Genomic DNA, 20,861 nt, shown 5'->3' on the forward strand with positions numbered 1-20,861 from the left:
CCTATTTCTCCTGACGTCACCAATGGAGATCCCAACTATGTCTCTCACCACAGTTCCTCCGGCCATCTCGCGTGGCACCGAGCCGGAGGGTCGGCCCGCCGGCGCCATGATCGACGCGCTCGACAACGCCATCGACAGCGCGCTCGCGGATCAACGCATCGTCGGATGCGTGCTGCTCGTCGCGGAACACGGCCGTATCGTCTTCGCACGGGCAGCCGGACTGGCCGACCGCGAGGCCGGACGCCCGATGCGCATCGACACGCCCTTCCGCTACGCCTCCGTCACCAAACCATTCACGACCCTGGCCGCGCTGAAGCTGGTGGAGGCGGGGCTCCTCGGCGCGGACGATCCGGTCGGAAAGTGGCTCCCGGGCTTCGCCCCCCGAACCGCCGACGGCTCGGCTGCAGAGATCAGTGTTGGTCAATTGATGTCCCACACGGCTGGGCTCGACTACCGCTTCCAGCAGGCGACCGACGGCGCCTATGCAAAAGCCGGCATATCGGACGGGCTCGACGAAGCCGATATTTCACTTGCCGAGAACCTCGCCCGCATTGCCTCGGCCCCACTGAGTGGCGCTCCCGGAGGCGGGTGGCGTTATTCGGTCGCGACCGACGTGCTCGGCGCCGTCGTCGAAGCGGCAACGGCCAAACCCCTTGCGGAGGCCGTTGTCGATCTCGTCACCCGACCGCTCGGCCTGACCGCGTCTTTCCACGCTTCGCCGGCTGGGCTGGCGACGCCCTACCACGACGGAGAAGGCTCGCCCGTGCGGATGGAAGGCGTGACCGACGTTCCGCTGCCGGCCTATCTCGGCTCGGCGGTGCGTTTCGACCCCGGGCGCATCGGACGTCATGCCGCGTTCCCTTCCGGTGGAGCCGGCATGGCGGGCACCGCGCAAGACGTGCTCAGTCTTCTGGAAGCCTATCGCGGCGGCTCCTTCCTTTCGGCCGTCTCCCGCGAGGCGGCCCGACAGGTCCGCGTCGGCGGCGAGGCCATGACGCAGGGACCGGGCTGGGGCTTTTGCTGGACGGGCGCGGTGCTCATCGATCCGGAAGCGGCCGCTTCCACCCTGTCGCAGGGAACCGTTTCATGGGGTGGCGTCTACGGGCACTGGTGGTGCGTCGACCATCAGCGCGCACGGGTCGCCGTGCTGCTCACCAACACCGCCTATGAGGGAATGGTGGGACGCCTCCCGCGGGACATTGCCAATGCGCTCTGAATAGCCCGCGGATCAGGCATCGCCCTTCCAGGCCGGCCCGCCATCCCTATCATCGGGTCGCCGCGACGGACCCGGTTGACAAACGCATAACTCATCAGTTATCGGTCCAATCAATAGCCAACGGGTTATACGTTTCGATGCCGAGCAATCATGACGTGCTCTTCAAGACACTCGCCGATCCGACGCGGCGCGCCATCTTCGAGCGTCTCTGCCGCGACGGGGAGCAGACCGTGGCGGCGCTGACGGCCCGGGCCGGGGTCTCGCAGCCGGCCGTGTCGAAGCATCTCGGCGTGCTGAAGCTGGCCGGTCTGGTGCGCGATCGCCACGAGGGCCGCCAGACGCATTATTCGCCACAGCCCGGCGCACTCGCGCCGCTGGCCGACTGGACAAGCGAGATGAGCGGCTTCTGGGAGAAGCGGTTCGACGACCTCGAAGATTTGCTGCACAGGATGGACCAATGAACGACCAATCGAACACGCGCTCGATCATCATCGAACGGGAAATCGCGTTTCCGCCTCAGAAGATCTGGCGCGCCCTCACCCAGCCGCACCTGATCGGCGAGTGGCTCATGAAGAACGACTTCGAGCCGGTCGTCGGCCATCGGTTCGGTCTCCGCGCGGAGTGGGGCTCGGTCGAGTGCGAGGTGCTCGAAGTAGAGCCGCACAAGACGCTCTCCTACACGTGGGGCGACCACGATCTCAAAAGTGTGGTCACCTGGACGCTCACCGATACGGACAAGGGCACACGGCTGCGCATGGAGCAATCGGGCTTCCGGCAGGATCAGCCACGCTACTACGGCGGCGCCAAGGCCGGCTGGCCGCAGCTCTTCGACAAGCTGGAAGAGGTGTTGGCGCAGCTGGACTGACAACCCGCGCCGGAACGCGATCAATTCACAGGAGAGCTTCCATGGACTGGAGCAAGTGGGTTCGCCAGCTACATCGCTGGCTGTCTGTCATCTTCACGGCGACCGTAATCGCCAACTTCGTCGCGATGGGGTTGGGAGAGCCGCCCGCCTGGGTGGTCTATTCGCCCCTGTTGCCGCTTTTCCTGTTGCTGTTCACGGGGCTCTACATGTTCGTGCTGCCCTACGCCGGCAAATGGCGCGGCGCACGATACGGCACCGTACAGGAATGACTGCGATGAAAGGCACGACGGCAGGCAAATCCGGACAGGCCGGGAAAAGGGCCAAGCCTGCCGCAACGAAGCCGAAGCTCCTTTCTGGCGGCAACCCGCAGATCGCGAAGGCCGACGGCGACGCGCCCGTGCAGGTCTATATCGACGCCATGCCTGGCTGGAAAAGCGATGCCGGGCGACATCTCGACCAGCTGATCGCGCGCACCGTCCCCGAGGTGCGCAAGGCGGTCAAGTGGAATTCGCCATTCTACGGCATCGAGGGCCGGGGCTGGTTCCTGAGCTTCCACTGCTTCACGAAATACATCAAGGTGACGTTCTTCAGCGGGTCATCGCTGGATCCTCTCCCACCCGTCGAGTCCAAGGACAAGAACACACGCTATTTCCATGTCCACGAGGGCGAGCCGCTTGACGAGGAACTCGTCGCAAGCTGGGTCAGGCAGGCTTCGGAACTGCCCGGCTGGGTTCCCTGATCGAGGGAGCCTCCCCGCGACCCGGGGTTATGCTCGCGCAGAAACAGGCAAACAGGAAGATCGACAGATGGCGAAGAGCAGCGCTCAGGCGGAAAAATCTCCATCGCAGCTTATCGACGACAGGATCAAGGAGCTCGGCGACTGGCGGGGCGAAACGCTCTCCAGGATACGCTCCCTGATCAGGCAGGCCGACCCCGGCGTGGTCGAAGAGTGGAAATGGCGCGGGGTTCCCGTGTGGTATCGCGACGGCATGATCTGCACCGGCGAGACGTACAAGAACGTCGTAAAGGTGACCTTCGCCAAGGGCGCGTCGCTCGACGACCCTGCCGGCCTGTTCAATTCGAGCCTTGACGGCAACGTCAGACGCGCCATCGACTTCCGCGAGGGCGAGACGATCGATGAAGAGGCGCTGAAGGCACTCGTCCGCGCCGCGATCGCACTCAACGCACCCCGCAAGCGCGGCCGATCAGGCCAGGGAGCGGGAGCCGCCTAAGGTATCAGCACGAGCTTGCCGGTGCTCCGACGGCTCTCCATTGCGCGATGCGCCTCAGACGCCCGCTCCAGCGGAAAGGGGCTTGCCGGCAGCAGCTTCAAAGTTCCATCCGCGCCCCTCCGGAACAGGCCGGCGAGATCCGCCTTCAGACTGTTCGCGTTCAGCAACGGGAGGAGCGCGAACCCTTTTATGGACTGATTTGCGGAGAACATCGCCTCCAGATCGGCCGGCGCAAGATCGAACCTGCCCAAGGCCCCAAACGCCAGTTCGCCACGAGGCGCCAAGGCGGCGAGGCTGGCCTTGGTGTGCGCGCCGCCGATCATCTCGTAGACGATATCCACGCCGCCTCCGTTGATCTCCCTGACCTGGTCGGCCCAGTCGGGATGGGTGTAGTCGACCCCGACATGCGCGCCGAGCGAACGGGCCAGTTCGAGCTTTTCGGCCGAGCTTGCAGCCGCAATCACGCGCGTCGCACCCGCCCCGGCCGCGAGTTGCACGACCAGGGAACCGACGCCGCCGGCCGCGGCATTGACGAGGACGGTCTTGCCTGTCGGGTTGCTGCGGCGGATCAGATGGAGGGCGGTCAGCCCCTGGACCAACAAGGCGACGGCATCCTCGAAGGAGAGACCATCTGGCAAAGGAACGGCCGACGAGGCTTCGACCGCCACATATTCGGCATAGCCTCCCGCCCCGCGTCCAACTGCGAACATCGGGACGGCGACGCGCGTGCCGACTTCAGGAGTTCGAACATCGTCGCCGACGGCTTCGATCTCACCCGCAATCTCGACGCCCGGGATTATCGGCAGGTCGGGGGTCACGGCATAGCGGTTGCGCAGCATCAATGTCTCGAAGAAGTTGATGCCGGAAGCCCTGACCCGGACAAGCACTTCGCCACGGCCCGGAAGCGGTTTTTGCACGTCGACGACTTCAAGCGCGTCGGGGCCGTCGAAACGGCTGAACAAAATGGCCTTCATGGCAAAGAAACCCATCCGTGATTTGGTGATGAACCTATCTTGCCGTATGGACGAAATTCCCACTACGAACTCTTTCGTTCCATAGTGACCAGTTGGTAACCATGACCGAGCCGATCAAAAGGCTTCCGATGCGTCCGGCCGAGCGCGCGCTCAGGGTGATATCGGGCCGATGGAAAGCCATTGTCCTCTACCATCTGTTCGATGGCCCGAAACGTCTCTCGGAATTGCGACGCGCCATTCCCGAGATCAGCCAGAAGGTGCTGGTCCAGCAGCTTCGCGAGATGGAGGAACATGGCCTTGTTCATCGCGAGGTGTTCCGTCAGGTTCCGCCGCGCGTGGACTATTCGGCCACGCAGCTTGGATTGAGCCTGGAGCCCGTGTTGCGCGCGCTCTGCGAATGGGGGCAGCACCATGCCGCGGAACTGAACGTGCTCGATCGGCTGGCCGACTGCGCCCTCATCGTCTCCGGACAGGGGGACTGAACCAATTGCGCGATGTGGCGACGCCGGTCGAAGAAAGTCGGCCGGCAGTCCTCAAGGCGCCGGTGCAGGCGAACGAAAGTCGTCCGGTCGCGCGGCATAGAACCGATCCGGCGGCGTCCAGCGATCAGGGATATAGGTCTCGCCCCACCGTGCGAGCGCCTGCAGCGTGGGGATGAGTGCCGCGCCCTTTTTGGTAAGGGCATAGGCTCCCGGGACCGTTCCCTGCCGCGCACGGGTCCGCACAATGAGACCGGCCTGTTCCAGTTGCCGGAGACGATCAGCGAGTATGTTCGTGGCAATCCGCTCCTGCTCGGACAGCAGTTCGGAGTAGCTCGTCGCGCCCATCACCATGGAGCGCAGTATCACCAGCGACCATCGATCCCCGACAAGGTCCAGTGCCGATGCGATCGGGCAACCTGAACGATAGGACGTCATGACGGCATTCCTTTGAACTTGCAATTTGCAAGATAAAGGGCTAACTTGCAATTTGCAAGTTCAAAATGGATCGGATGGCTTTGTTCCATCCGAACGGAGGGAGGGGTCCATGTTGCCGATCACCGGAACCGTCGCCGCACTGGCCAGCGTGGCGCTGGTCGCGCTGAGCATCCCGGTCAGCCTGCAGCGGATGAAGGTCGACACCAGGATCGGCATGGGCAGCGACCCGACCCTCTTGCGCCGCATCCGGGCGCAGGGCAACTTCATCGAATATGTTCCACTCGCGCTCATCGTCCTCGCGCTGTGCGAATTTCGAGGAGTACCCGCCGCCTGGCTATACACCATCGCCATCCTGCTGGTTCTCGGCCGGGCGCTTCACGTTGCCGGCATGCTGACTGGCGTGACGCCGATACGGGCAAGCGGCATGTTGGGAACGTACGGCGCGCTGCTGGTCGGGGCGGCGGTACTGGCGCTAGTCTAAGTCTAGAGTGCGCCGGGCGGCGGCTTCCTCAATGAGCGAAAGCAGCCGCCTGCACGGAATGCCCGCTCCTGGCACAACTCGCCCGAGGCTTCCGCCTTCCTCGCGCCGCGATTTGATCCTGGCGTCGACACCTGCGCCAAGTTGCACCGGTGCTGCTCATTCACCATCGGATTACTCTGAAGATAGGCGTTGACGCGGGTCCCCTAGCGCCCCGTATATTGTGCCGGGAACTGCCCTCCCCCCCCCGCTCTCGTGCCTCGCTCGCCGCGACATCAACCTCGATTTCGCCGACACTTCCGGGCAACGGCCTCAGTCGCCGCACGGCGAGCTTGCTGCGACCTTTGATGTAGACCCAACAGACAAATTCTTGCCGCCAGAAATTTAGGATATTGTGTGTTCGGCAGATCACCCGACCTGCCCACAGCATTGTGGGAGAATGCAACATGCCACTGTTCATAATCACTGGGTGTTATTCAGCCACGGCAGCGAAGGGGATGATTGACAATCCCTCGGACCGAGAAGAGGCGGCCCGTGCAATCATGGAAGCAGCGGGCGGGAAACAGCATTCTTTCTACATTACGACCGGCGAAACCGACTGGATGGTAATCGCTGAATTCGCCGACGGTGCCGATCTGATCCCCGCACTTCTCGTCGTCGGCGCATCGGGGGCAGTATCGAATGTCAAAACCGTGCGAGCATACACAGGCGCGGAATTCAAAGCGGCCCAAGAGAAGGCGAGCAAAATCGCATCTTCCTACAGATCCCCGGCAAATTGAGCAGACCACTGGTTGAAACATTTCTGGCAGCGGATTGGACCTCCGCTGCCAGATCCGATGCCGGCGCATTCCCTCAGTGCTGGCTGGACGTTCACGGAACCGCCGCCGCCATGCGGCAGGAGGTCTGGATAGAGGCGCAGAGACGCGCGATCCATAGGCGCCCCCGTAGAAGTAGGCGCCCCCCGGTACAAGAACGCCGCGATCCCCGTCGCGCGGCTGATGGTGCCTCTCTAGCGGACCGATCAGCCTTTGCGAAGGTCGCGCCTCGGCAGGAAAATCTCGAGACCGACTCCGACTCGACATTGGCTCGCGGTCGCAGACAATACGCGGCTAACCTTCCTGAAAGTCGGCAACCCAACGGAGCGCGCCCCTTCGATCACGCTGCGTCGCTCCTTCCGACTGAGCTTCCAACGGATGCGGTCAAGCTCACCGAGGATGGCTCAAGTGTTCATATCGCCATACGCGTTCTTTCTGGAATGTCGCTCGCGCAGATGACCTACTCGGGATAGGTTTCAACGCCTTCCTGCGTCGCCTTGTTGAAAAGAATGAATACCAAGGGGTTACCAGGCTCGGACATTGCATCGCTGCGCTGACCCGTTATCTCTCCGGCCACGCCGCTTGTATACTCCGCAACAACTTCGCCGAAGCTGTTGCGCTGGATGGCCACCTTCTGTCCGGCCTCGACTTTGTCGTTGAGCTTGACCAGATGCTCGACGAGCCCACCCGCGGTGGCCAGGATGGGAAACGCACTGTTGCCGACAAAGACGCTCACGTCCTTGCCGGTACGCCCCATCGGCCCGGCCACGATGCCGTGATGCTTGAGGACGTTCATCGTGCCTTCCACGAAGAGCGAGATCATCTCGAGGTCCAGGTGGCGGGCAGCCCCGATCTCCGGGCAAAAGGACGGGATGCCCGCGGCGACAAACGCGTTGTGGAGGACGTTGGGATATGTAGGGTTGTCGAAGATCTGGCCGACGGGATAGAGTTCCGCCATCGCCTTGATCTCAGGTATGTCCATCTCGGCAATATTGAATGCTGCGACCTCGAACCCGGTTGTTCCGGTGTGGAAGTCGATCGCGAAGTCGGCGTTTGGCCGCAGCAGCCGGTTGAACAGCAGCCCGGCGTGCCGGCTGGGGGCGGTGATGTCGTTCTCGTTGCCGGGCCACACCCGGTTCGTATCGACCAGATCCGGGCCCCTACCAAAATTGGGCCATCTGCGCTGCATGCTTTCGATGGCTGGGCGCGCTACGTCCGTGACCGCCATGACCGTGCCCGACATCTGTGCCGGATCGAGCTGGTTCATCACGGTCTGGACCGTGTGAATGGAGCTCATCTCGTCGCCATGCACACCGCTGGTCAGGACGCCGCGCTTGCCCGGATTTGCCCCCCTGGCGACCGTCACGGACACATGCCAATGCTGTCCGGTCGGCATCTGCACGCCCTGAAAGTACAAAAGGTGCTTCTGTCCGGGCGCTAGGTCGTTGACGTCGAGCGTGCTGACGACCTTCTTCCCGTCGATCACGTCGCCTGTATAGACGGTCCCCCCCGCTGTACCTGCCGCCGTGTCCTGGGCAATCGCGGAACCAGTGTTGCCGGCAAGGACAGCAGACGCGCCGACCGTGGCAATAGACGCGATCATGAAATCGCGGCGATCAAGACCTTCCTTAAGCTCTTCCGACATGATGGGATCCTTTGTCATTGTGAAAGGCAGCGTTCGTACTACGGCACCATATCGGTCACGAACATCCCCACGCGACTTCAAACTACGAGTATGCCGGCGAGACTCGCAAGGTGCATGCGACAGCAATGTCGGCAATGGTGAGACTTGAGCCGTTGCGCGTCCGGAATGCGCCGGTTGCTCGTATCGGTCAGCGAAACATACGACAGGAAACCGCAGTCCCGCCGTCGGCAACGTCCTTTGTCGGAACCGCTTAACCGCGATGGCGGGCCGTGCGGGATAGCGATGGGAACTTCGTCTGCGCCATAGCCCACCAACCCGTGTGGGATTTCTCCAGCGCTGCCGGGAGGGAGCAGCAGGTCGACGTTTCGAAGGCCCATCGCGACTTTCGCCTTCCGGCGCTCAGCGGCCAGCTTGCAGGTGCCCCCTTGCCATGGATATTGCACAGGCTGATGGGGTCGTATAGGCCACGTTCGCCGGACTATCGATGCCGATCGAACTTGAAGCCTGTTCCCGCACTGGGCGAGGCTTACTTGGTGAAGACCTTCTTTCTGACAGAGGCAAGGCGTGGCTGACGACAACGATGAATATGTCTACGACGAAGCGACCGGTGAATGGCGTCCGGCTGCCGAGATGGCCGCGTCCGCCAATGCCGATCAGGCCGTGGTTCGCGATGCTGCCGGGAATATCCTCGCCGATGGCGATTCGGTCACGCTCATAAAGGATCTGAAGGTGAAGGGGACCAGCCAGACCCTGAAGCAGGGTACGGTCATCAAGTCGATCCGCCTTACGGATAATGACCAGGAGATCGACTGTCGCCACGAAGGGATCAAGGGCCTTGTCTTGCGCACGGAATTCGTTCGCAAGCGCTGATACGCCTGCGAGCATGCCTCCATGACGGTCCGCATCGGGTCGCCAACGAGCCATGAGAACCGTGTCTACGCCAGGGATGGAACGTCCAGCAGAAGCCCGAAGCAGGTGAGCGTCCGGGCGCCGTCGATCAGGAGTGCTCGGCCAGCACGGACGCCAGCGCCGCAACGCCACGTCGCAGCGCGTCCGCGTCGAGCCCGGCGTAACCCAGGATGAATCCGGCCATTGCCGGCCTGGGCTCGGTTGGGTCATAGAGAGGTGAGACGGGATAGAGGCCGACCCCGACCGCCCTTGCCGCCTCGATGACCGCAGGCTCGCGCTCGGCAGCGACGCCGTTGATCCAGGCCACGAAATGCAGTCCCGTGCCGGCTCCCGCGATGGTGACCGCCGGGCCCAGATCTTCCGCCAGAGCCTGGAGCAGCACCGCCCGTCGTTCGGCGTTCTTTCTGCGGATGCTGCGGACGTGACGCTCATAGGCGCCGCTCGCAAGCAGTTCGGCAAGGGCGTCCTGTTCCGCCAACGGGGTGTGCCGATCCGTCAGCCGTTTTGCCTCGGCGAATACCGGAGTCAACCTGGCGGGGACAACGAGATAGCCGAGCCGCAGCGTCGGCGAGAGTGTCTTGGACACGGTGCCGGCGTAGATCACCGCCTCCGGATCGAATGTCTGCAGAGGCGGTATGGGGGCGATGTCGTGACGATATTCGCCATCGTAGTCGTCCTCGATAATGTAGGCACCGGTATGTGCGGCCCAGGCGAGGAGAGCGCGCCGCCGCCTCGCCGAGAGCACGCCGCCAAGCGGGAACTGGTGCGAGGGCGTCACATAGGCCAGACGGGCCAGGGGCAGCGCGTCCGTCCTGAGGCCGTCGGCGTCGACCGGAACGGGCACCGCAAGCCCTCCCACCGCCGCGAAGGCCTGGCGAGCCAGGTGGTAGCCCGGGTTTTCGATCACAAAAGGATCGCCGGGGTCGAGCAGCAGCCGCGCGCAGAGGTCCAGCCCTTGCTGCGAGCCATTCACGATCACGATCTGGTCCGCCGTGCAAGCGATACCCCGGGCTCGCCAGAGATAGGACTGAAGCGCGGCACGGAGGGTGGCAACTCCCTGAGGATCGCCGTAGCGCAGCCGCGCAGTGCGCCGGAGGACCGCTTTGTTCAGTGCCCGCCGCCAGGCCAATACCGGAAAGTCCGCCCCGGACAACTCGCCATAGCGAAAATCTGCAACGCGCGCCGCCGGCGCTTCCGCCGGCGAGGGCAAAGCAAGCAGGCGTTGCGCGAATGCGGAGAGATGCCGGGGCGCAGCACCTCTGCAGGGCATCGGCACCGGCACAGTTCCGAGCCCGGGGGCTACGGTCGCACGCGCGCCGGGCCGGATGGTCAGGTAGCCTTCGGCAACAAGCTGGCTGTAAGCCGCCGTCACGGTTGTCCGGGATGCGCCCCATTCGGCTGCAAATGCCCGTGTCGACGGCAGACGGTCGCCGGCTTGGAAGGCGCCGCTGTGTATCTGCTCCTTGATCGCTGCGATGATCCGGCGAGCGACGCCATCCTTCTCCAACTGGACCACAATCAACCTTCAAAACTGGATATTCTCAGCAAGCCAGATTTTCGGCATCTTCCCGTGCAACGCAAGGAGTTTCGCGATGTATACGCCGCCGGCCTTCCGCGACGACGACAAGGAGAGCCTCAGGGCAACGATCCGCGCGGCGCGGCTGGCGAACTTCGTCACCGCCACGAAAGACGGGCCGTTGGCCACACCGCTGCCGCTTTACCTCGACGAGAGCGAGGGCGAGCACGGCGTGATCTATGGCCATCTCGCGAAGGCCAATCCCCAGGCTCATCTTCCGCCGCTGGGCGATGGTCTGGCGATCTTCGCGGGGCCGGAAGCTTATGTGACGCCGGCGTGGTATGCGACCAAGCGGGAAACCGGGAAGGTCGTGCCGACCTGGAACTACGTCGCGGTCCACGCTTACGGCCCGGTCGAGTTCTTCGACGATGCCGGCAGGCTGCTGGAAGCCGTGACCCGCCTGACCGATCTCCACGAGGGCGGGCGCGCCTCGCCCTGGGCGGTGTCGGACGCGCCGCCGGATTTCATTCAGGCGCAACTGCGCGGAATCGTCGGCCTGCGAATGCCGGTCACGCGGCTCGAGGGCAAGCGCAAGATGAGCCAGAACCGGAACGCTGCCGACCGCGCCGGCGTAGCCTCGGGCCTCGCGGTGAGCGAGCGGGCATCCGACCGCGAGGTCGCCTCTCTCATCCCCTCGTGAAGACCCGCCCGCCTGTTCAGCAATCATAACCTTTCCGGTCCCACATGCCCGATTTGACACAATTCGCCCTGTACTTCGCCGCGGCCTTGCTGCTCGCCGTCACGCCCGGTCCCGGCATATTCTATGTCGCCGCGCGCACGCTCGCCGGCGGACGTACGGAAGGCATCGCCTCCAGCTTCGGCACGGGTCTTGGGGGCATGGTTCACGTCCTGGCCGGAAGCCTGGGTGTTTCCGCCATCGTGCTGGCGAGCGCGGAACTGTTCACGGCGCTGAAGCTGGTCGGGGCAGCCTACCTCGTCTGGCTCGGCCTTCGCACCTTCCAGTCTGCCCGTCGCGAGGCAGCGACCGTTCTGGATGGTGGCGCGGCGGCGCCTCCAGTCGGGGCCCGCCGGGCGTTTCGCGAAGGGGTGCTAGTCGAGGCGCTGAACCCGAAGACGGCCGCCTTCTTTCTCGCCTTCATCCCGCAATTCTTGGAGCCGACCGCCGGGCCCATCGCTTTGCAGTTCGTGGTGCTTGGCTTCGTGTCGGTCACGCTCAACACCCTCGCCGACATCGTGGTCGCTTTTGCTGCCAGCGGCATCAGGGAAGGCGCGGGAGCGCGTCCCGGCCTGATCCGCCGCCTGCGGGAGGGGTCGGGAGGCGCGATGATCGCGCTCGGGATCGGCCTCGCTCTGGCGAAGCGGCCTGCTGCCTGATTGCGCGGCAATCGGCGGGGCGGGCTGGGCAGTCGTGCCCTGTTGGGGTGTTGCCTTCCGGAAAGCAGCCGAGCCTAAGGGGAATCGGTCATTGCCCGGATTGGGCATAGGCGTTGAGCGGCACGTCTATCTGACAACTGCATCGGCGCGCGACTTTCCCTCCAGCGAAAACCTCGAAAGCGAATCGGACATCACCTCACGCACCATTGCCGGTAAGATCACGCTCGGCGATGGGCGACATGGCGAAACGCCTCGCTGCGCATCCCGTTCTGTCGCGAAACAGCCAGTTCAGGGGGCAACCGGCGTCCGTTCCCAGCGTCGAAGAAGTGGCTGCGGGCGGAGATGAAGGAAAGCCGGATCTTCTGTCCCGGCGCAACTTCCGCGCGGTCTTTGAGAACCAATGTTACGTCCTGTCCGCAGGTCCGCGCCGTCACATGGGTTTCGGCGCCCGTTGGCTCGACGAGTCCGACAGTTGCCTCGATGCCATCGTCGGCGACAATCCGAATGTCCTCCGGGCGAATACCGAAGAGGACGTCCTTGCCGGCCAGATCGGCCGGAAATGACCGCACCTCGAGCGCCGAACCATCTTCGAGGCGCAGCCCGGGCCGGTCGCCGGCTATCAGGGCGCCGGGGATGAAGTTCATGGCCGGCGAGCCGAGAAAGCCAGCGACGAAGACATTGTCTGGGCGGTCGTAAAGATCGAGCGGCGCGCCGGACTGCTCGACATGCCCGCCCTGCATCACCACGATCCGGTCGGCCATGGTCATCGCCTCGGTCTGGTCGTGCGTGACGTAGACCGTGGTGATCTTGAGCTGCTGGTGCAGCGCCTTGATCTCGGCGCGCATCTGCACGCGCAGCTTGGCATCGAGATTGCTAAGCGGTTCATCGAACAAGAACACGTGCGGATCGCGCACGATGGCGCGTCCCATGGCGACACGCTGCCGCTGTCCTCCCGACAATTCGCGAGGACGTCGGTCCAGATAGGGTTCAAGCGCCAGGATATGGGCCGCCCGCTGCACCTGTCGGTCGATCTCGGCCTTGGCCACACCGCGCAGCTTGAGCGAAAAGCCCATATTCTGGGCCACGGTCATGTGCGGGTAGAGCGCATAGCTCTGGAACACCATGGCGATATCGCGATCCTTGGGCGCCAGGTCATTGACCACACGTCCGCCGATCCTGAGCGCGCCATCGGTAATCGTTTCGAGGCCGGCCACCATGCGCAGCAGCGTGGACTTGCCGCACCCCGAGGGTCCGACGAGCACGACGAACTCGCCATCGGCGATCTCGATGTCGACGCCGTGGATGACCTTTACGTTGCCGTAGGATTTGTGAACGCCTTCAAGCGTGATCGCAGCCATAGCAAGCTCCAGAAGTATCAGGCGACGCCGCCGCCTTCATGATCCACGGCGCGGCGCTGGCCGGTGGAAAACAGGATGAGCGCGAAAACCGGCTCCGAACCCACCGCGCGGGCCCAATGGCGGACGTCCTGGGGAATGCGAATGATGTCTCCCGCGCCCAGCATCACCGTCTCCTCACCCAGCCGGTGCTCGCAGGTGCCCGAAACGACATAGAGAAACTCCTCGCAATTCGGGTGCGAATGGAGCGGATTGCGCTGGCCGGGATGGATGAGGCAGGTTCCGAAGGTCATCCGGGCACCAGGCATGCGGTCGCCGGTGATCTTCCAGTTGAGCTCGCCCCAGTTGGTGGGCACGCGCTCGCCGTCATCGGACCGGGACACGAAACTATCCGCATTCATTGTCTCAAATGCTCCTTGCGCTCAGATCGCTGCGGTGACGCCTTCGGGCGTGAGGCTGTAGAAATCGAAGAGCTTCATGATTTCGAGGGCGTCCTCGAGCGTGCCCTTGACCAAGGGCCGATCCTCCAGCACCGCTTCGCAGAAATGCAGCACCTCGGGCACATAACCCAGCGTGAACATGTTGTTGTTGTAGAGCTGGCCCAGCGAGAATTCGGGCTCGTAGAGCAGAGCAGCACTTTCTTCGGGCTGGATCCAACTCGAGGCGCGTCCGTAGGTGGGAAGGTCGGCCCGCCGATAATGGGTGAGCTTGACGCCGTTTTCGACGATGGCGTGGCTCCATTCGCCGATCGCTTCGACCCGTTCGAACGGAGCCGCCCAGCTCTGCGCCGCCGAGAAATGCAGTGAGCCGATGGCGCCGGACTTGAAGCGCAAAGCCGCCACCGTGCCGCCGGTGTTGGCGGCCCATTCGAAGGTCGCCCGCTCGATCGGACCGGCAAGGAAATGGATGATCGAACCGGGGTGGTAGATGTGGTCGAGAAAACTCTGCATGGCGACGAGGTCGCGGCGATCGCCCGGCTTGGGAAGGCTCTGCGGGTAGCGCACCGTCAGTGCCGACAGCTGGCCGAAGCTGGAGGATTCGATGATGTCCTTGAGCTTTTCGATCGCCGGGAAGAAGGTCTTCTTGAGCCCGGTCATGATCTTCCTGCCGGTCTCCGCGCTCAGCGCCTGGAGCGCCTCGACCTCCGCGCGGCTGGCCGCGGTGGGCTTTTCCATCCAGACATGGGCGCCGGCCAGCACGCAGTCGCGCGCCAGTTCGGTGGCTCGCACATGGCCGTCCTCGGTATAGTTGGTGACGATGAAGACCAGCTCCGGCTTTTCGTCCGCCAGCATCCGGTGGTGATCGGTATAGGTCCGCTCGCCGCCGAAGACCCGCGCAAAGCCTTTCGCCCGCGCGGCATCGAGATCACAGATCGCTGCCAGATCGACCGGGGCATAGCGGAAGGTGGGATAGACGTTGCGATAGGCATGGCCGCCTGCTCCGATGAAGCAGGCCTTGAGGCGCCGCTGGTACTCGAAATTGTAGCGTATCTCCCGCGGGACGTGGTGCGGCATCGGTCAGCCTTTCAATGCGCCTTGGGTGAGGCCTTCGGTGAAGCGCCTCTGGGTGATGAGATAGAGCAGGATGATGGGCAGGAAGGTGATTACCGTGCCCGAGAAGACCAGCCGGAACTGGGAGGCATAGGTCGAGGCGAAGCGCACCAGCCCCAAGGGCAGGGTCTGCACTTCAGGACTGATAAGGACGATCAGCGGCAGGAAGAAATCGTTCCAGGTCGAGAGCGCCGAGATGATCACCAGCGCCTGCAGGGCCGGAGTGGAGAGCGGCAGCATCACCTGGAGCAGGATCTGGAAATGGCTGGCACCATCCATCCTGGCGGCCTCGACCAGTTCATCGGGCACGCCGATGAAGAAGCTGCGCATCAGGAAGATGCCGAAGGGAATGCCGTTGCTGACCTGCGCCAGGGTGATGCCGGCCAGGGAATTGACCAGACCCAGGTTGAACAGCACCTGATAGAGCGGAATGACGATGGCCTGGATCGGAATGGTGAGCCCGAAGATGATTGCGTAGAACATCCACTCACGCCCGGGAAACCGGATCTTGGCCAAGGCATAGCCGGCAGGCGCACAGGTGATAAGCGTCAGGATCACCACGCCCGCCAAATTCATGAGGCTGTTGGCAATCAGCTCGCCGAAGCCGCCAATCTGCCAGGCATCGGCATAGTTCCGCCACATCAACTGCGCCGGGAGTGCGAAGGGATTGGCCTGGCCGATCTCCGCCTCGGTCTTGAGGCTCGACACCAAGAGCCACCCGAACGGCCCAAGGATGATGATGAAGACGGGCAGCAGAGCCAGTACTACCGGCCATTCGCCTTTGCGGGCACTCATCGTGCAAGCCTCGCGCGCCAGCGGTTGAAGACAATGGTGATGGTGATGGCCAGTGCCGACAGGAGGATGCAGAGCACCGCGGCAAGGCCATGATCCTGTGCCGAAAAAGCGAGCCGGTAGATGTAGGTGGTGATCAGTTCGCTCTGATAGTACGGCCCGCCGTCGGTCATCACGAAGACCGTGGCGAAGCCCTTGAGACCGTTGATCAGCGCCAACGAGACCACGAAGGTCATGACCTCGCTCAGCCCCGGCAGGGTGACGTAGATGAGCTTCTGGAAGGCGGAGGCGCCGTCGATTTCGGCGGCCTCGTAGAGCGAGTGATCGATGTTCTGCAGCCCCGCGATGAAGAGCAGCATATAGAGCCCGAAGCCCTGCCACGAACTGGCGACATTGACCGAGAACAATACCAGCGCCGGGTCCGACAGCCAGCCCTGGGTCCAGCCGCCCAGCCCCAGCTGGTCGAGGCCGGTATTCAACAGGCCAAAGAACGGATCGTAGATATTGGCCCAGATCACCCCTACCACGGCCAGCGAGACCAGATGGGGCAGGAAAAAGGCGGTGCGAAAGAAGACATGCGTCTTCCTGAGCCGGCCGATGGCCAGCGCCAGCCCCAGCCCCAGCCCGCCGGCCAGCACGAGGTGATAGAGCAGCCAGAGGAAGGTGTGCCTCAGGCTTTGCCAGACGATGGGATCGAGGGCGGCGCGACTGTAATTGTCGAGGCCGACGAAGTTTGCACTGGTGTTGAGCCCGCGCGAGTCGGTGAAGCTCAGCCACAGGGTCAGGACGATGGGCGCAAGCGTGAAGATCGCATAGATCGCCAACGCCGGAAGCATCAGCGGCAGGGCCGAGCGCAGGCCATCCTGCCCGGCGGCACCGCCCGGCCTGCCGCGGCGGGTGACACGGGCGGGCTGACCGCCCGTGTCCTTGGCACTGGTTGGGAAGGAAGTCATTGACATAGGGCAGCCAGTTTCGCGCGTCTGGTGAAGAGGCGCTAATGCGCCTCAGCCATCTTGGCTTGAATCTGGGCCATGCCCTCATCGCCGGTGATCTGGGCACTGATCAGCCCCTGGATGACCTGGAAGTAGGTATCGAGCACGCTCGCCGGCAGATAGACGCTTGGGTTGTAGCCGACGCCGCCGGCCGCCGCGCTGAAGATTTCGGCCAGGATCTGCGTGGGCGGATTGTAGCCCTTGATGGCGCGGGGATAGAGCATGGTGCTGGCCAGATTTTCGGCGCGGCGCTTCATCACCTCTTCGGAAAGGATGAAGTCGATCCACTTCATGGCCAGTTCCGGCTGCCTGGAATTGGCTGGGATCATCCAGCTCCAGCCGACGCCTCCGGTGGGCATGGCGACCCCGATATCGCTGGGCATGGCGGCAAAGCCGGCATTGGCAAGGTCATAGCCGGCATTGCGGGCATTGGCAGTGAACCAGGGGCCGGCCACGAACATGGCCGCACGCTTGTTGAACCAAAGGCGAGCTGCGCCATCGAGATCGAGTGCCGCCATGTCTTTGTCGATGAAACCGGCGTCCACCAGTTCGCGCACCCGCACCGCACCCAGCGCTATGGAGGGATCGGTCCAGGGCAGCTTGCCGGCAATGGCCTCGCCGACGACAGGCGAGCCGCTCGACGCCTGGAGTATGTTGCCGAACAGGTGCCCGGCGCTTCCGGCCGTACGCGGCCCGATGGCAATCGGGTTGATGCCTTTTTCCTTGATGTTGCCCATCAGGGTCAGGAAGTCGGCATAGGTGCCCGGAATGGCCCACCCGTTTTCGGCGAACATGTCCTTGTGATACCAGATGCCCAGGGCGTCGAGCCCGTCGGGCACTTCATAGATTTCTCCGCCGCGCTGCGACTTGAGCTCTTTATAAAGCCAGGGATATATCTGCTTGTCCCAGCCGCGCTCGGTGTAGGCGGCAGTCAATGGCGCCACCAAGGCCGCGTCGACCACCGTGGTGACGCGCGCAATGCCCGAATTGGTCAGCATCACGTCCGGGCCGGCATTGGACTGGATCGCCGCCTGTACGGCGCCGTTCGAGATGTTGCCGGTTGGCGGCATGAACTCGACCGTAACGCCCGGATTGGCCGCCTCGAAATCGGACTTGATGCCATTCCAGAGTTCGGCGACCAGCGGCTCGGTGATCTGTTCGGGACCCCACATGACCAGGGTCTGCGCCCGGGCGGCGGTGGCGGCTCCGAGCGTGACGGCGGCGGCGAGTGCCGCAAGGGCAGACGCCATCAAAGTTCGTCTCTGCATTTTTCTTCCTCCTGTTGAGCGTGCCGTTTGCCGGCACTGCGTCTTGGTGCAGTTCACAACTGGCCGTCCGGCGGCCGGGCTTACTTCGCCTCTTCGTTATGGAAGCGTTCGAGAACGGCACGTTGCACGTCGGCAATGTGGGCCGCCATCAGGGCACTTGCGCGAGCGATGTCGCGGGCACGGAACGCTGCCAGTATTTCGTCGCGTTCCCGCGCGGCACGCTGGGCGAAATCGCGGCTTTCATTGGCAATGGTGCGACCGATCTGGATCTGGAGCGCCAGCCGGTTGAGCGTTTCGATCAGCGCCGCATTGTCCGAAAGCTCGGCAATGGTTTCGTGGAACACCCTGTCGCGCGCACCATAGACGGCCAAGTCGCCGGCCTCGAGCGCAGCCACCGCTTCGTCGAGAATACGTTCGAAAGCCTGGATATGCCGGTCGCTCATATTGGGCACGGCGAGCCGGACCGCGAAGCATTCAAGCGTCTTGCGCAGTTCATAGAGGTCCTCGACCTCCTTGCGCGAAAAACTGCGCACGTAGAAGCCGCGATAGGGCTTGATCTCGATCAGCCCCTCCTTGGCAAGCGTGCCCAACGCCTCCCGGAAAGGAGTGCGGCTCACCTGCAGCTTTTCGGTCAGCACCTTTTCGTCGAGCGGCGCGCCGCTGGGCAGTTCGCCCGAAACGATCATCCGCACGATTTCCTCGTAGATGCGTTCGCGCAGCGTCAGGTGGCGGGGTGCGTTCATGGTGGTTCCGTTTGCCTGTTCCCAATTGCATACAATATTTTCATGAGTATACAAGATGGAAAATTCACGATAAGAGTTTTGCATACTCTGCCGGGGCGTCGGCAGCCGGCGTCGTGCTGATGGGAGGATGCGATGGCAAAGGTCTATGTGGTCGGAACGATGGACACGAAGGGTCCCGAGTTGCGCTTTGCCGCCGAGGCGGTGCGCCAGGCCGGGGGCAGCGCGGTCCTGCTCGATACGGGCACGCAGGGCGTGAGCGAAGGTGCGGACATTTCGGCGCTTGAGATTGCCGCGCATCATCCCCAGGGAGCCGAAGCGGTGCTGGGATTGACCGATCGCGGCCAGGCGGTCTCCGCGATGGCCCGTGCCCTCACCGCCTACCTCGCCACCCGCAGCGATATCGGCTCCGTGCTCGGCCTGGGCGGCACCGGCAATACCGCGCTCGTCACCGAGGCGATGCGCTCATTGCCCATCGGCCTGCCCAAGTTGATGGTCTCCACCGTCGCCTCCGGCAATACCGCCCCCTATGTCGGCCCCAATGATCTCGCCATGATGTATTCGGTGGTCGACGTGGCCGGTCTCAACGCCATTTCGCGCAAGGTGATCGGCAATGCCGCCCATGCCGCCGCGGGCATGGCCCTCCATCCGGTGCCCGCCGCCGCGAGCGACAAGCCCGGCCTTGGCATGACCATGTTCGGCGTTACCACGGACTGCGTCACCACGGTGCGCCGGATCATGGAGGCCAGCCACGACGTCTATGTCTTCCATGCCACCGGCGTGGGCGGCCAATCGATGGAAAAGCTTGCCGACAGCGGCCTGGTAGCCGGCCTCATCGATGTCACCACGACCGAGGTGCCGGACCTTTTGGTCGGCGGCGTCTTTCCAGCCACCGACGACCGGTTCGGCGCCGCCATCCGCACCCGTCTTCCCTATGTCGGATCGGTCGGCGCCGTGGACATGGTCAATTTCGGCGCGCGCGATACGGTACCGACCCGGTTCGCCAATAGGCGGCTCCACGTCCACAATGCGCAGGTTACGCTGATGCGAACCACAGCAGAGGAAAACCGGGCGATCGGCACCTTCATCATGTCACGCCTCAACCGCATGGACGGGCAGGTCCGCTTCCTCATTCCTCTCAAGGGCGTCTCGGCCATCGATGCGCCGGGACAGCCGTTCCATGATCCCGAGGCCGACGCGGCACTCTTCGATGCCATCCGAACGGGCTGGATCGAGGCCCCCAACCGCCGGCTGGTCGAACTCGACCTTCATATCAACGACCCGCTCTTCGCTGCGGCCCTTGCCGACAATTTCCGCCAGATCGCCAATGGATAAGCCTCTCATGACCCGCCCGACCAAGACCGAAATCCTCGCCCGCCTCCGCGCCAAGATCGCGGCCGGCCGACCCATTGTCGGCGGCGGCGCCGGCACCGGCCTCTCCGCAATGGCCGAGGAGGCCGGCGGCATCGACCTCATCGTCATCTACAATTCGGGCCGCTACCGCATGGCCGGCCGCGGTTCGCTGGCCGGGCTGCTGGCCTATGGCAACGCCAATGACATCGTCGTCGAAATGGCTCATGAAGTGCTGCCCGTGGTCCGCAGTACCCCAGTCCTGGCCGGCGTCAACGGCACCGATCCCTTCATGCTGCCCGACCAGTTTCTCGACAAACTCGCCGCCCTCGGATTTGCGGGTGTACAGAACTTTCCCACGGTTGGGCTGATCGACGGGGTATTCCGCGCAAATCTCGAAGAAACCGGCATGAGTTACGATCTGGAAGTTACGCTGATCTCCCGTGCCGCGGCCAAGGGCATGCTTACCACGCCTTATGTCTTCAGCACCGACGATGCCACCAAGATGGCCAGGGCAGGTGCCGATATCATCGTCTGCCATCTGGGCCTGACCACCGGCGGTGCCATCGGCGCGCAGACCGCGAAGACGCTCGACCAATGCATTTCCGACATAGACGCCTGGGCCGCGGCAGCCCGCAGCGTCAACCCCGAAATCATCGTGCTTTGCCATGGCGGCCCCATCGCCATGCCCGAAGACGCCACCTATGTGCTGGCCCGCACGGCCATATGCCACGGCTTCTATGGCGCCAGTTCGATGGAACGCCTACCAACAGAAATCGCCATTCGAGAGCAGGTCGCCCGCTTTGCCAGCCAGCGGGATATTCCCACGACCGAAGGCTGAAGAATTTGCGG

25 protein-coding genes are annotated in these 20,861 nt (G+C 63.6%); 14 read left to right on the plus strand and 11 right to left on the minus strand.

Annotated features, from left to right (window positions below):
* Positions 1–37: 37 nt before the first annotated feature.
* The 6 genes from JN302_RS31070 (at position 38) to JN302_RS31095 (ending at position 3,313) form a co-directional block, all read left to right on the plus strand.
* Positions 38–1,216: a serine hydrolase domain-containing protein gene (locus tag JN302_RS31070; RefSeq protein ID WP_202330252.1), complete on the plus strand. Its 1,179-nt coding sequence runs from the start codon at positions 38–40 to the stop codon at positions 1,214–1,216.
* A gap of 137 nt (positions 1,217–1,353) precedes the next feature.
* Positions 1,354–1,677 carry an ArsR/SmtB family transcription factor gene (locus tag JN302_RS31075; RefSeq protein ID WP_202308207.1) on the plus strand — a complete coding sequence of 108 codons (324 nt, stop codon included), beginning with the start codon at positions 1,354–1,356 and terminating at the stop codon, positions 1,675–1,677.
* Positions 1,674–2,081, plus strand: a complete 408-nt coding sequence (locus JN302_RS31080; protein ID WP_202308208.1) for an SRPBCC family protein — start codon at positions 1,674–1,676, stop codon at positions 2,079–2,081. Before JN302_RS31075 ends, JN302_RS31080 begins: the two co-directional genes overlap by 4 nt.
* 41 nt (positions 2,082–2,122) lie before the next feature.
* Entirely contained in the window at positions 2,123–2,350 is a 228-nt protein-coding gene (locus tag JN302_RS31085; protein WP_202308209.1) for a hypothetical protein, read from the plus strand.
* A gap of 5 nt (positions 2,351–2,355) precedes the next feature.
* Positions 2,356–2,820: a DUF1801 domain-containing protein gene (locus tag JN302_RS31090; protein WP_202330253.1), complete on the plus strand. Its 465-nt coding sequence runs from the start codon at positions 2,356–2,358 to the stop codon at positions 2,818–2,820.
* Between the two features lie 67 nt (positions 2,821–2,887).
* Complete coding sequence (locus JN302_RS31095; protein ID WP_202308211.1) at positions 2,888–3,313, plus strand: DUF1801 domain-containing protein; 426 nt, start codon at positions 2,888–2,890, stop codon at positions 3,311–3,313.
* On the opposite strand, the gene JN302_RS31100 is transcribed toward JN302_RS31095, so the two are convergent.
* The gene (locus JN302_RS31100; protein ID WP_202330254.1) at positions 3,310–4,287 is read right to left on the minus strand and encodes a quinone oxidoreductase family protein; all 978 of its coding nucleotides are present in this window, start codon (positions 4,285–4,287) and stop codon (positions 3,310–3,312) included. The two genes, JN302_RS31095 and JN302_RS31100, sit on opposite strands and share 4 nt — an antisense overlap.
* A gap of 101 nt (positions 4,288–4,388) precedes the next feature.
* Here JN302_RS31100 and JN302_RS31105 point away from each other — a divergent pair, with 101 nt between their 5' ends.
* The gene (locus JN302_RS31105) at positions 4,389–4,769 is read left to right on the plus strand and encodes a winged helix-turn-helix transcriptional regulator (RefSeq protein WP_202330255.1); all 381 of its coding nucleotides are present in this window, start codon (positions 4,389–4,391) and stop codon (positions 4,767–4,769) included.
* Positions 4,770–4,820: 51 nt separating this feature from the next.
* Here JN302_RS31105 and JN302_RS31110 read toward each other — a convergent pair whose 3' ends face one another.
* Complete coding sequence (locus tag JN302_RS31110; RefSeq protein WP_202330256.1) at positions 4,821–5,204, minus strand: winged helix-turn-helix transcriptional regulator; 384 nt, start codon at positions 5,202–5,204, stop codon at positions 4,821–4,823.
* A gap of 109 nt (positions 5,205–5,313) precedes the next feature.
* On the opposite strand from JN302_RS31110, the gene JN302_RS31115 reads away from it, so the two are divergent.
* Both JN302_RS31115 and JN302_RS31120 read left to right on the plus strand, forming a co-directional pair.
* Positions 5,314–5,685 carry an MAPEG family protein gene (locus tag JN302_RS31115; protein WP_202308215.1) on the plus strand — a complete coding sequence of 124 codons (372 nt, stop codon included), beginning with the start codon at positions 5,314–5,316 and terminating at the stop codon, positions 5,683–5,685.
* A 443-nt stretch (positions 5,686–6,128) separates the two neighbouring features.
* Complete coding sequence (locus JN302_RS31120; RefSeq protein ID WP_202330257.1) at positions 6,129–6,461, plus strand: GYD domain-containing protein; 333 nt, start codon at positions 6,129–6,131, stop codon at positions 6,459–6,461.
* Positions 6,462–6,957: 496 nt separating this feature from the next.
* Here JN302_RS31120 and JN302_RS31125 read toward each other — a convergent pair whose 3' ends face one another.
* Complete coding sequence (locus tag JN302_RS31125; RefSeq protein ID WP_202330258.1) at positions 6,958–8,142, minus strand: M14 family metallopeptidase; 1,185 nt, start codon at positions 8,140–8,142, stop codon at positions 6,958–6,960.
* 564 nt (positions 8,143–8,706) lie between these two features.
* Between JN302_RS31125 and JN302_RS31130 the strand changes: the two genes are divergently transcribed.
* Complete coding sequence (locus tag JN302_RS31130) at positions 8,707–9,012, plus strand: zinc ribbon domain-containing protein YjdM (protein WP_202308219.1); 306 nt, start codon at positions 8,707–8,709, stop codon at positions 9,010–9,012.
* 127 nt (positions 9,013–9,139) lie between these two features.
* On the opposite strand, the gene pdxR is transcribed toward JN302_RS31130, so the two are convergent.
* The gene (gene pdxR, locus JN302_RS31135) at positions 9,140–10,567 is read right to left on the minus strand and encodes a MocR-like pyridoxine biosynthesis transcription factor PdxR (protein WP_244846039.1); all 1,428 of its coding nucleotides are present in this window, start codon (positions 10,565–10,567) and stop codon (positions 9,140–9,142) included.
* 76 nt (positions 10,568–10,643) lie between these two features.
* On the opposite strand from pdxR, the gene JN302_RS31140 reads away from it, so the two are divergent.
* Together JN302_RS31140 and JN302_RS31145 are read left to right on the plus strand one after the other, a co-directional pair.
* On the plus strand, positions 10,644–11,267 hold the full coding sequence (locus JN302_RS31140; protein ID WP_202308221.1) for an FMN-binding negative transcriptional regulator: 624 nt from the start codon (positions 10,644–10,646) through the stop codon (positions 11,265–11,267).
* Between the two features lie 44 nt (positions 11,268–11,311).
* Positions 11,312–11,962 (plus strand): LysE family translocator, encoded by a 651-nt coding sequence (locus tag JN302_RS31145; RefSeq protein ID WP_202330259.1) that lies wholly within the window; start codon positions 11,312–11,314, stop codon positions 11,960–11,962.
* A gap of 218 nt (positions 11,963–12,180) precedes the next feature.
* Here JN302_RS31145 and JN302_RS31150 read toward each other — a convergent pair whose 3' ends face one another.
* The 7 genes from JN302_RS31150 to JN302_RS31180 form a co-directional block, all read right to left on the minus strand.
* Positions 12,181–13,320 carry an ABC transporter ATP-binding protein gene (locus tag JN302_RS31150; RefSeq protein WP_202330260.1) on the minus strand — a complete coding sequence of 380 codons (1,140 nt, stop codon included), beginning with the start codon at positions 13,318–13,320 and terminating at the stop codon, positions 12,181–12,183.
* A gap of 17 nt (positions 13,321–13,337) precedes the next feature.
* Positions 13,338–13,700: a cupin domain-containing protein gene (locus tag JN302_RS31155; protein ID WP_244742368.1), complete on the minus strand. Its 363-nt coding sequence runs from the start codon at positions 13,698–13,700 to the stop codon at positions 13,338–13,340.
* Positions 13,701–13,739: 39 nt separating this feature from the next.
* Positions 13,740–14,831, minus strand: a complete 1,092-nt coding sequence (locus tag JN302_RS31160) for a Gfo/Idh/MocA family protein (RefSeq protein ID WP_202308225.1) — start codon at positions 14,829–14,831, stop codon at positions 13,740–13,742.
* Positions 14,832–14,834: 3 nt separating this feature from the next.
* Positions 14,835–15,662, minus strand: a complete 828-nt coding sequence (locus JN302_RS31165; protein ID WP_202308227.1) for a carbohydrate ABC transporter permease — start codon at positions 15,660–15,662, stop codon at positions 14,835–14,837.
* Positions 15,659–16,612, minus strand: coding sequence for a carbohydrate ABC transporter permease (locus JN302_RS31170; RefSeq protein WP_202330261.1), 954 nt, complete (start codon positions 16,610–16,612; stop codon positions 15,659–15,661). Before JN302_RS31170 ends, JN302_RS31165 begins: the two co-directional genes overlap by 4 nt.
* Positions 16,613–16,653: 41 nt before the next feature.
* Positions 16,654–17,919 carry an ABC transporter substrate-binding protein gene (locus tag JN302_RS31175; protein WP_244846048.1) on the minus strand — a complete coding sequence of 422 codons (1,266 nt, stop codon included), beginning with the start codon at positions 17,917–17,919 and terminating at the stop codon, positions 16,654–16,656.
* A gap of 80 nt (positions 17,920–17,999) precedes the next feature.
* Positions 18,000–18,662, minus strand: a complete 663-nt coding sequence (locus JN302_RS31180; protein ID WP_202330262.1) for a GntR family transcriptional regulator — start codon at positions 18,660–18,662, stop codon at positions 18,000–18,002.
* Positions 18,663–18,794: 132 nt separating this feature from the next.
* On the opposite strand from JN302_RS31180, the gene JN302_RS31185 reads away from it, so the two are divergent.
* The gene (locus tag JN302_RS31185) at positions 18,795–19,994 is read left to right on the plus strand and encodes a Tm-1-like ATP-binding domain-containing protein (RefSeq protein ID WP_202330263.1); all 1,200 of its coding nucleotides are present in this window, start codon (positions 18,795–18,797) and stop codon (positions 19,992–19,994) included.
* A gap of 7 nt (positions 19,995–20,001) precedes the next feature.
* The gene (locus tag JN302_RS31190) at positions 20,002–20,850 is read left to right on the plus strand and encodes a phosphoenolpyruvate hydrolase family protein (protein WP_202330264.1); all 849 of its coding nucleotides are present in this window, start codon (positions 20,002–20,004) and stop codon (positions 20,848–20,850) included.
* Positions 20,851–20,861: the final 11 nt, after the last annotated feature.

It is taken from the genome of Mesorhizobium sp. L-8-3 (assembly GCF_016756615.1).
In the GTDB taxonomy this organism is placed as follows: domain Bacteria; phylum Pseudomonadota; class Alphaproteobacteria; order Rhizobiales; family Rhizobiaceae.

Coding starts and splice junctions, on each gene's coding strand:
- JN302_RS31070 (WP_202330252.1), top strand. CDS start 38: ATGTCTCTCACCACAGTTCCTCCGGCCATCTCGCGTGGCACCGAGCCG.
- JN302_RS31075 (WP_202308207.1), top strand. CDS start 1,354: ATGCCGAGCAATCATGACGTGCTCTTCAAGACACTCGCCGATCCGACG.
- JN302_RS31080 (WP_202308208.1), top strand. CDS start 1,674: ATGAACGACCAATCGAACACGCGCTCGATCATCATCGAACGGGAAATC.
- JN302_RS31085 (WP_202308209.1), top strand. CDS start 2,123: ATGGACTGGAGCAAGTGGGTTCGCCAGCTACATCGCTGGCTGTCTGTC.
- JN302_RS31090 (WP_202330253.1), top strand. CDS start 2,356: ATGAAAGGCACGACGGCAGGCAAATCCGGACAGGCCGGGAAAAGGGCC.
- JN302_RS31095 (WP_202308211.1), top strand. CDS start 2,888: ATGGCGAAGAGCAGCGCTCAGGCGGAAAAATCTCCATCGCAGCTTATC.
- JN302_RS31100 (WP_202330254.1), bottom strand. CDS start 4,287: ATGAAGGCCATTTTGTTCAGCCGTTTCGACGGCCCCGACGCGCTTGAA.
- JN302_RS31105 (WP_202330255.1), top strand. CDS start 4,389: ATGACCGAGCCGATCAAAAGGCTTCCGATGCGTCCGGCCGAGCGCGCG.
- JN302_RS31110 (WP_202330256.1), bottom strand. CDS start 5,204: ATGACGTCCTATCGTTCAGGTTGCCCGATCGCATCGGCACTGGACCTT.
- JN302_RS31115 (WP_202308215.1), top strand. CDS start 5,314: ATGTTGCCGATCACCGGAACCGTCGCCGCACTGGCCAGCGTGGCGCTG.
- JN302_RS31120 (WP_202330257.1), top strand. CDS start 6,129: ATGCCACTGTTCATAATCACTGGGTGTTATTCAGCCACGGCAGCGAAG.
- JN302_RS31125 (WP_202330258.1), bottom strand. CDS start 8,142: ATGTCGGAAGAGCTTAAGGAAGGTCTTGATCGCCGCGATTTCATGATC.
- JN302_RS31140 (WP_202308221.1), top strand. CDS start 10,644: ATGTATACGCCGCCGGCCTTCCGCGACGACGACAAGGAGAGCCTCAGG.
- JN302_RS31145 (WP_202330259.1), top strand. CDS start 11,312: ATGCCCGATTTGACACAATTCGCCCTGTACTTCGCCGCGGCCTTGCTG.
- JN302_RS31150 (WP_202330260.1), bottom strand. CDS start 13,320: ATGGCTGCGATCACGCTTGAAGGCGTTCACAAATCCTACGGCAACGTA.
- JN302_RS31160 (WP_202308225.1), bottom strand. CDS start 14,831: ATGCCGCACCACGTCCCGCGGGAGATACGCTACAATTTCGAGTACCAG.
- JN302_RS31165 (WP_202308227.1), bottom strand. CDS start 15,662: ATGAGTGCCCGCAAAGGCGAATGGCCGGTAGTACTGGCTCTGCTGCCC.
- JN302_RS31170 (WP_202330261.1), bottom strand. CDS start 16,612: ATGACTTCCTTCCCAACCAGTGCCAAGGACACGGGCGGTCAGCCCGCC.
- JN302_RS31175 (WP_244846048.1), bottom strand. CDS start 17,919: ATGCAGAGACGAACTTTGATGGCGTCTGCCCTTGCGGCACTCGCCGCC.
- JN302_RS31180 (WP_202330262.1), bottom strand. CDS start 18,662: ATGAACGCACCCCGCCACCTGACGCTGCGCGAACGCATCTACGAGGAA.
- JN302_RS31185 (WP_202330263.1), top strand. CDS start 18,795: ATGGCAAAGGTCTATGTGGTCGGAACGATGGACACGAAGGGTCCCGAG.
- JN302_RS31190 (WP_202330264.1), top strand. CDS start 20,002: ATGACCCGCCCGACCAAGACCGAAATCCTCGCCCGCCTCCGCGCCAAG.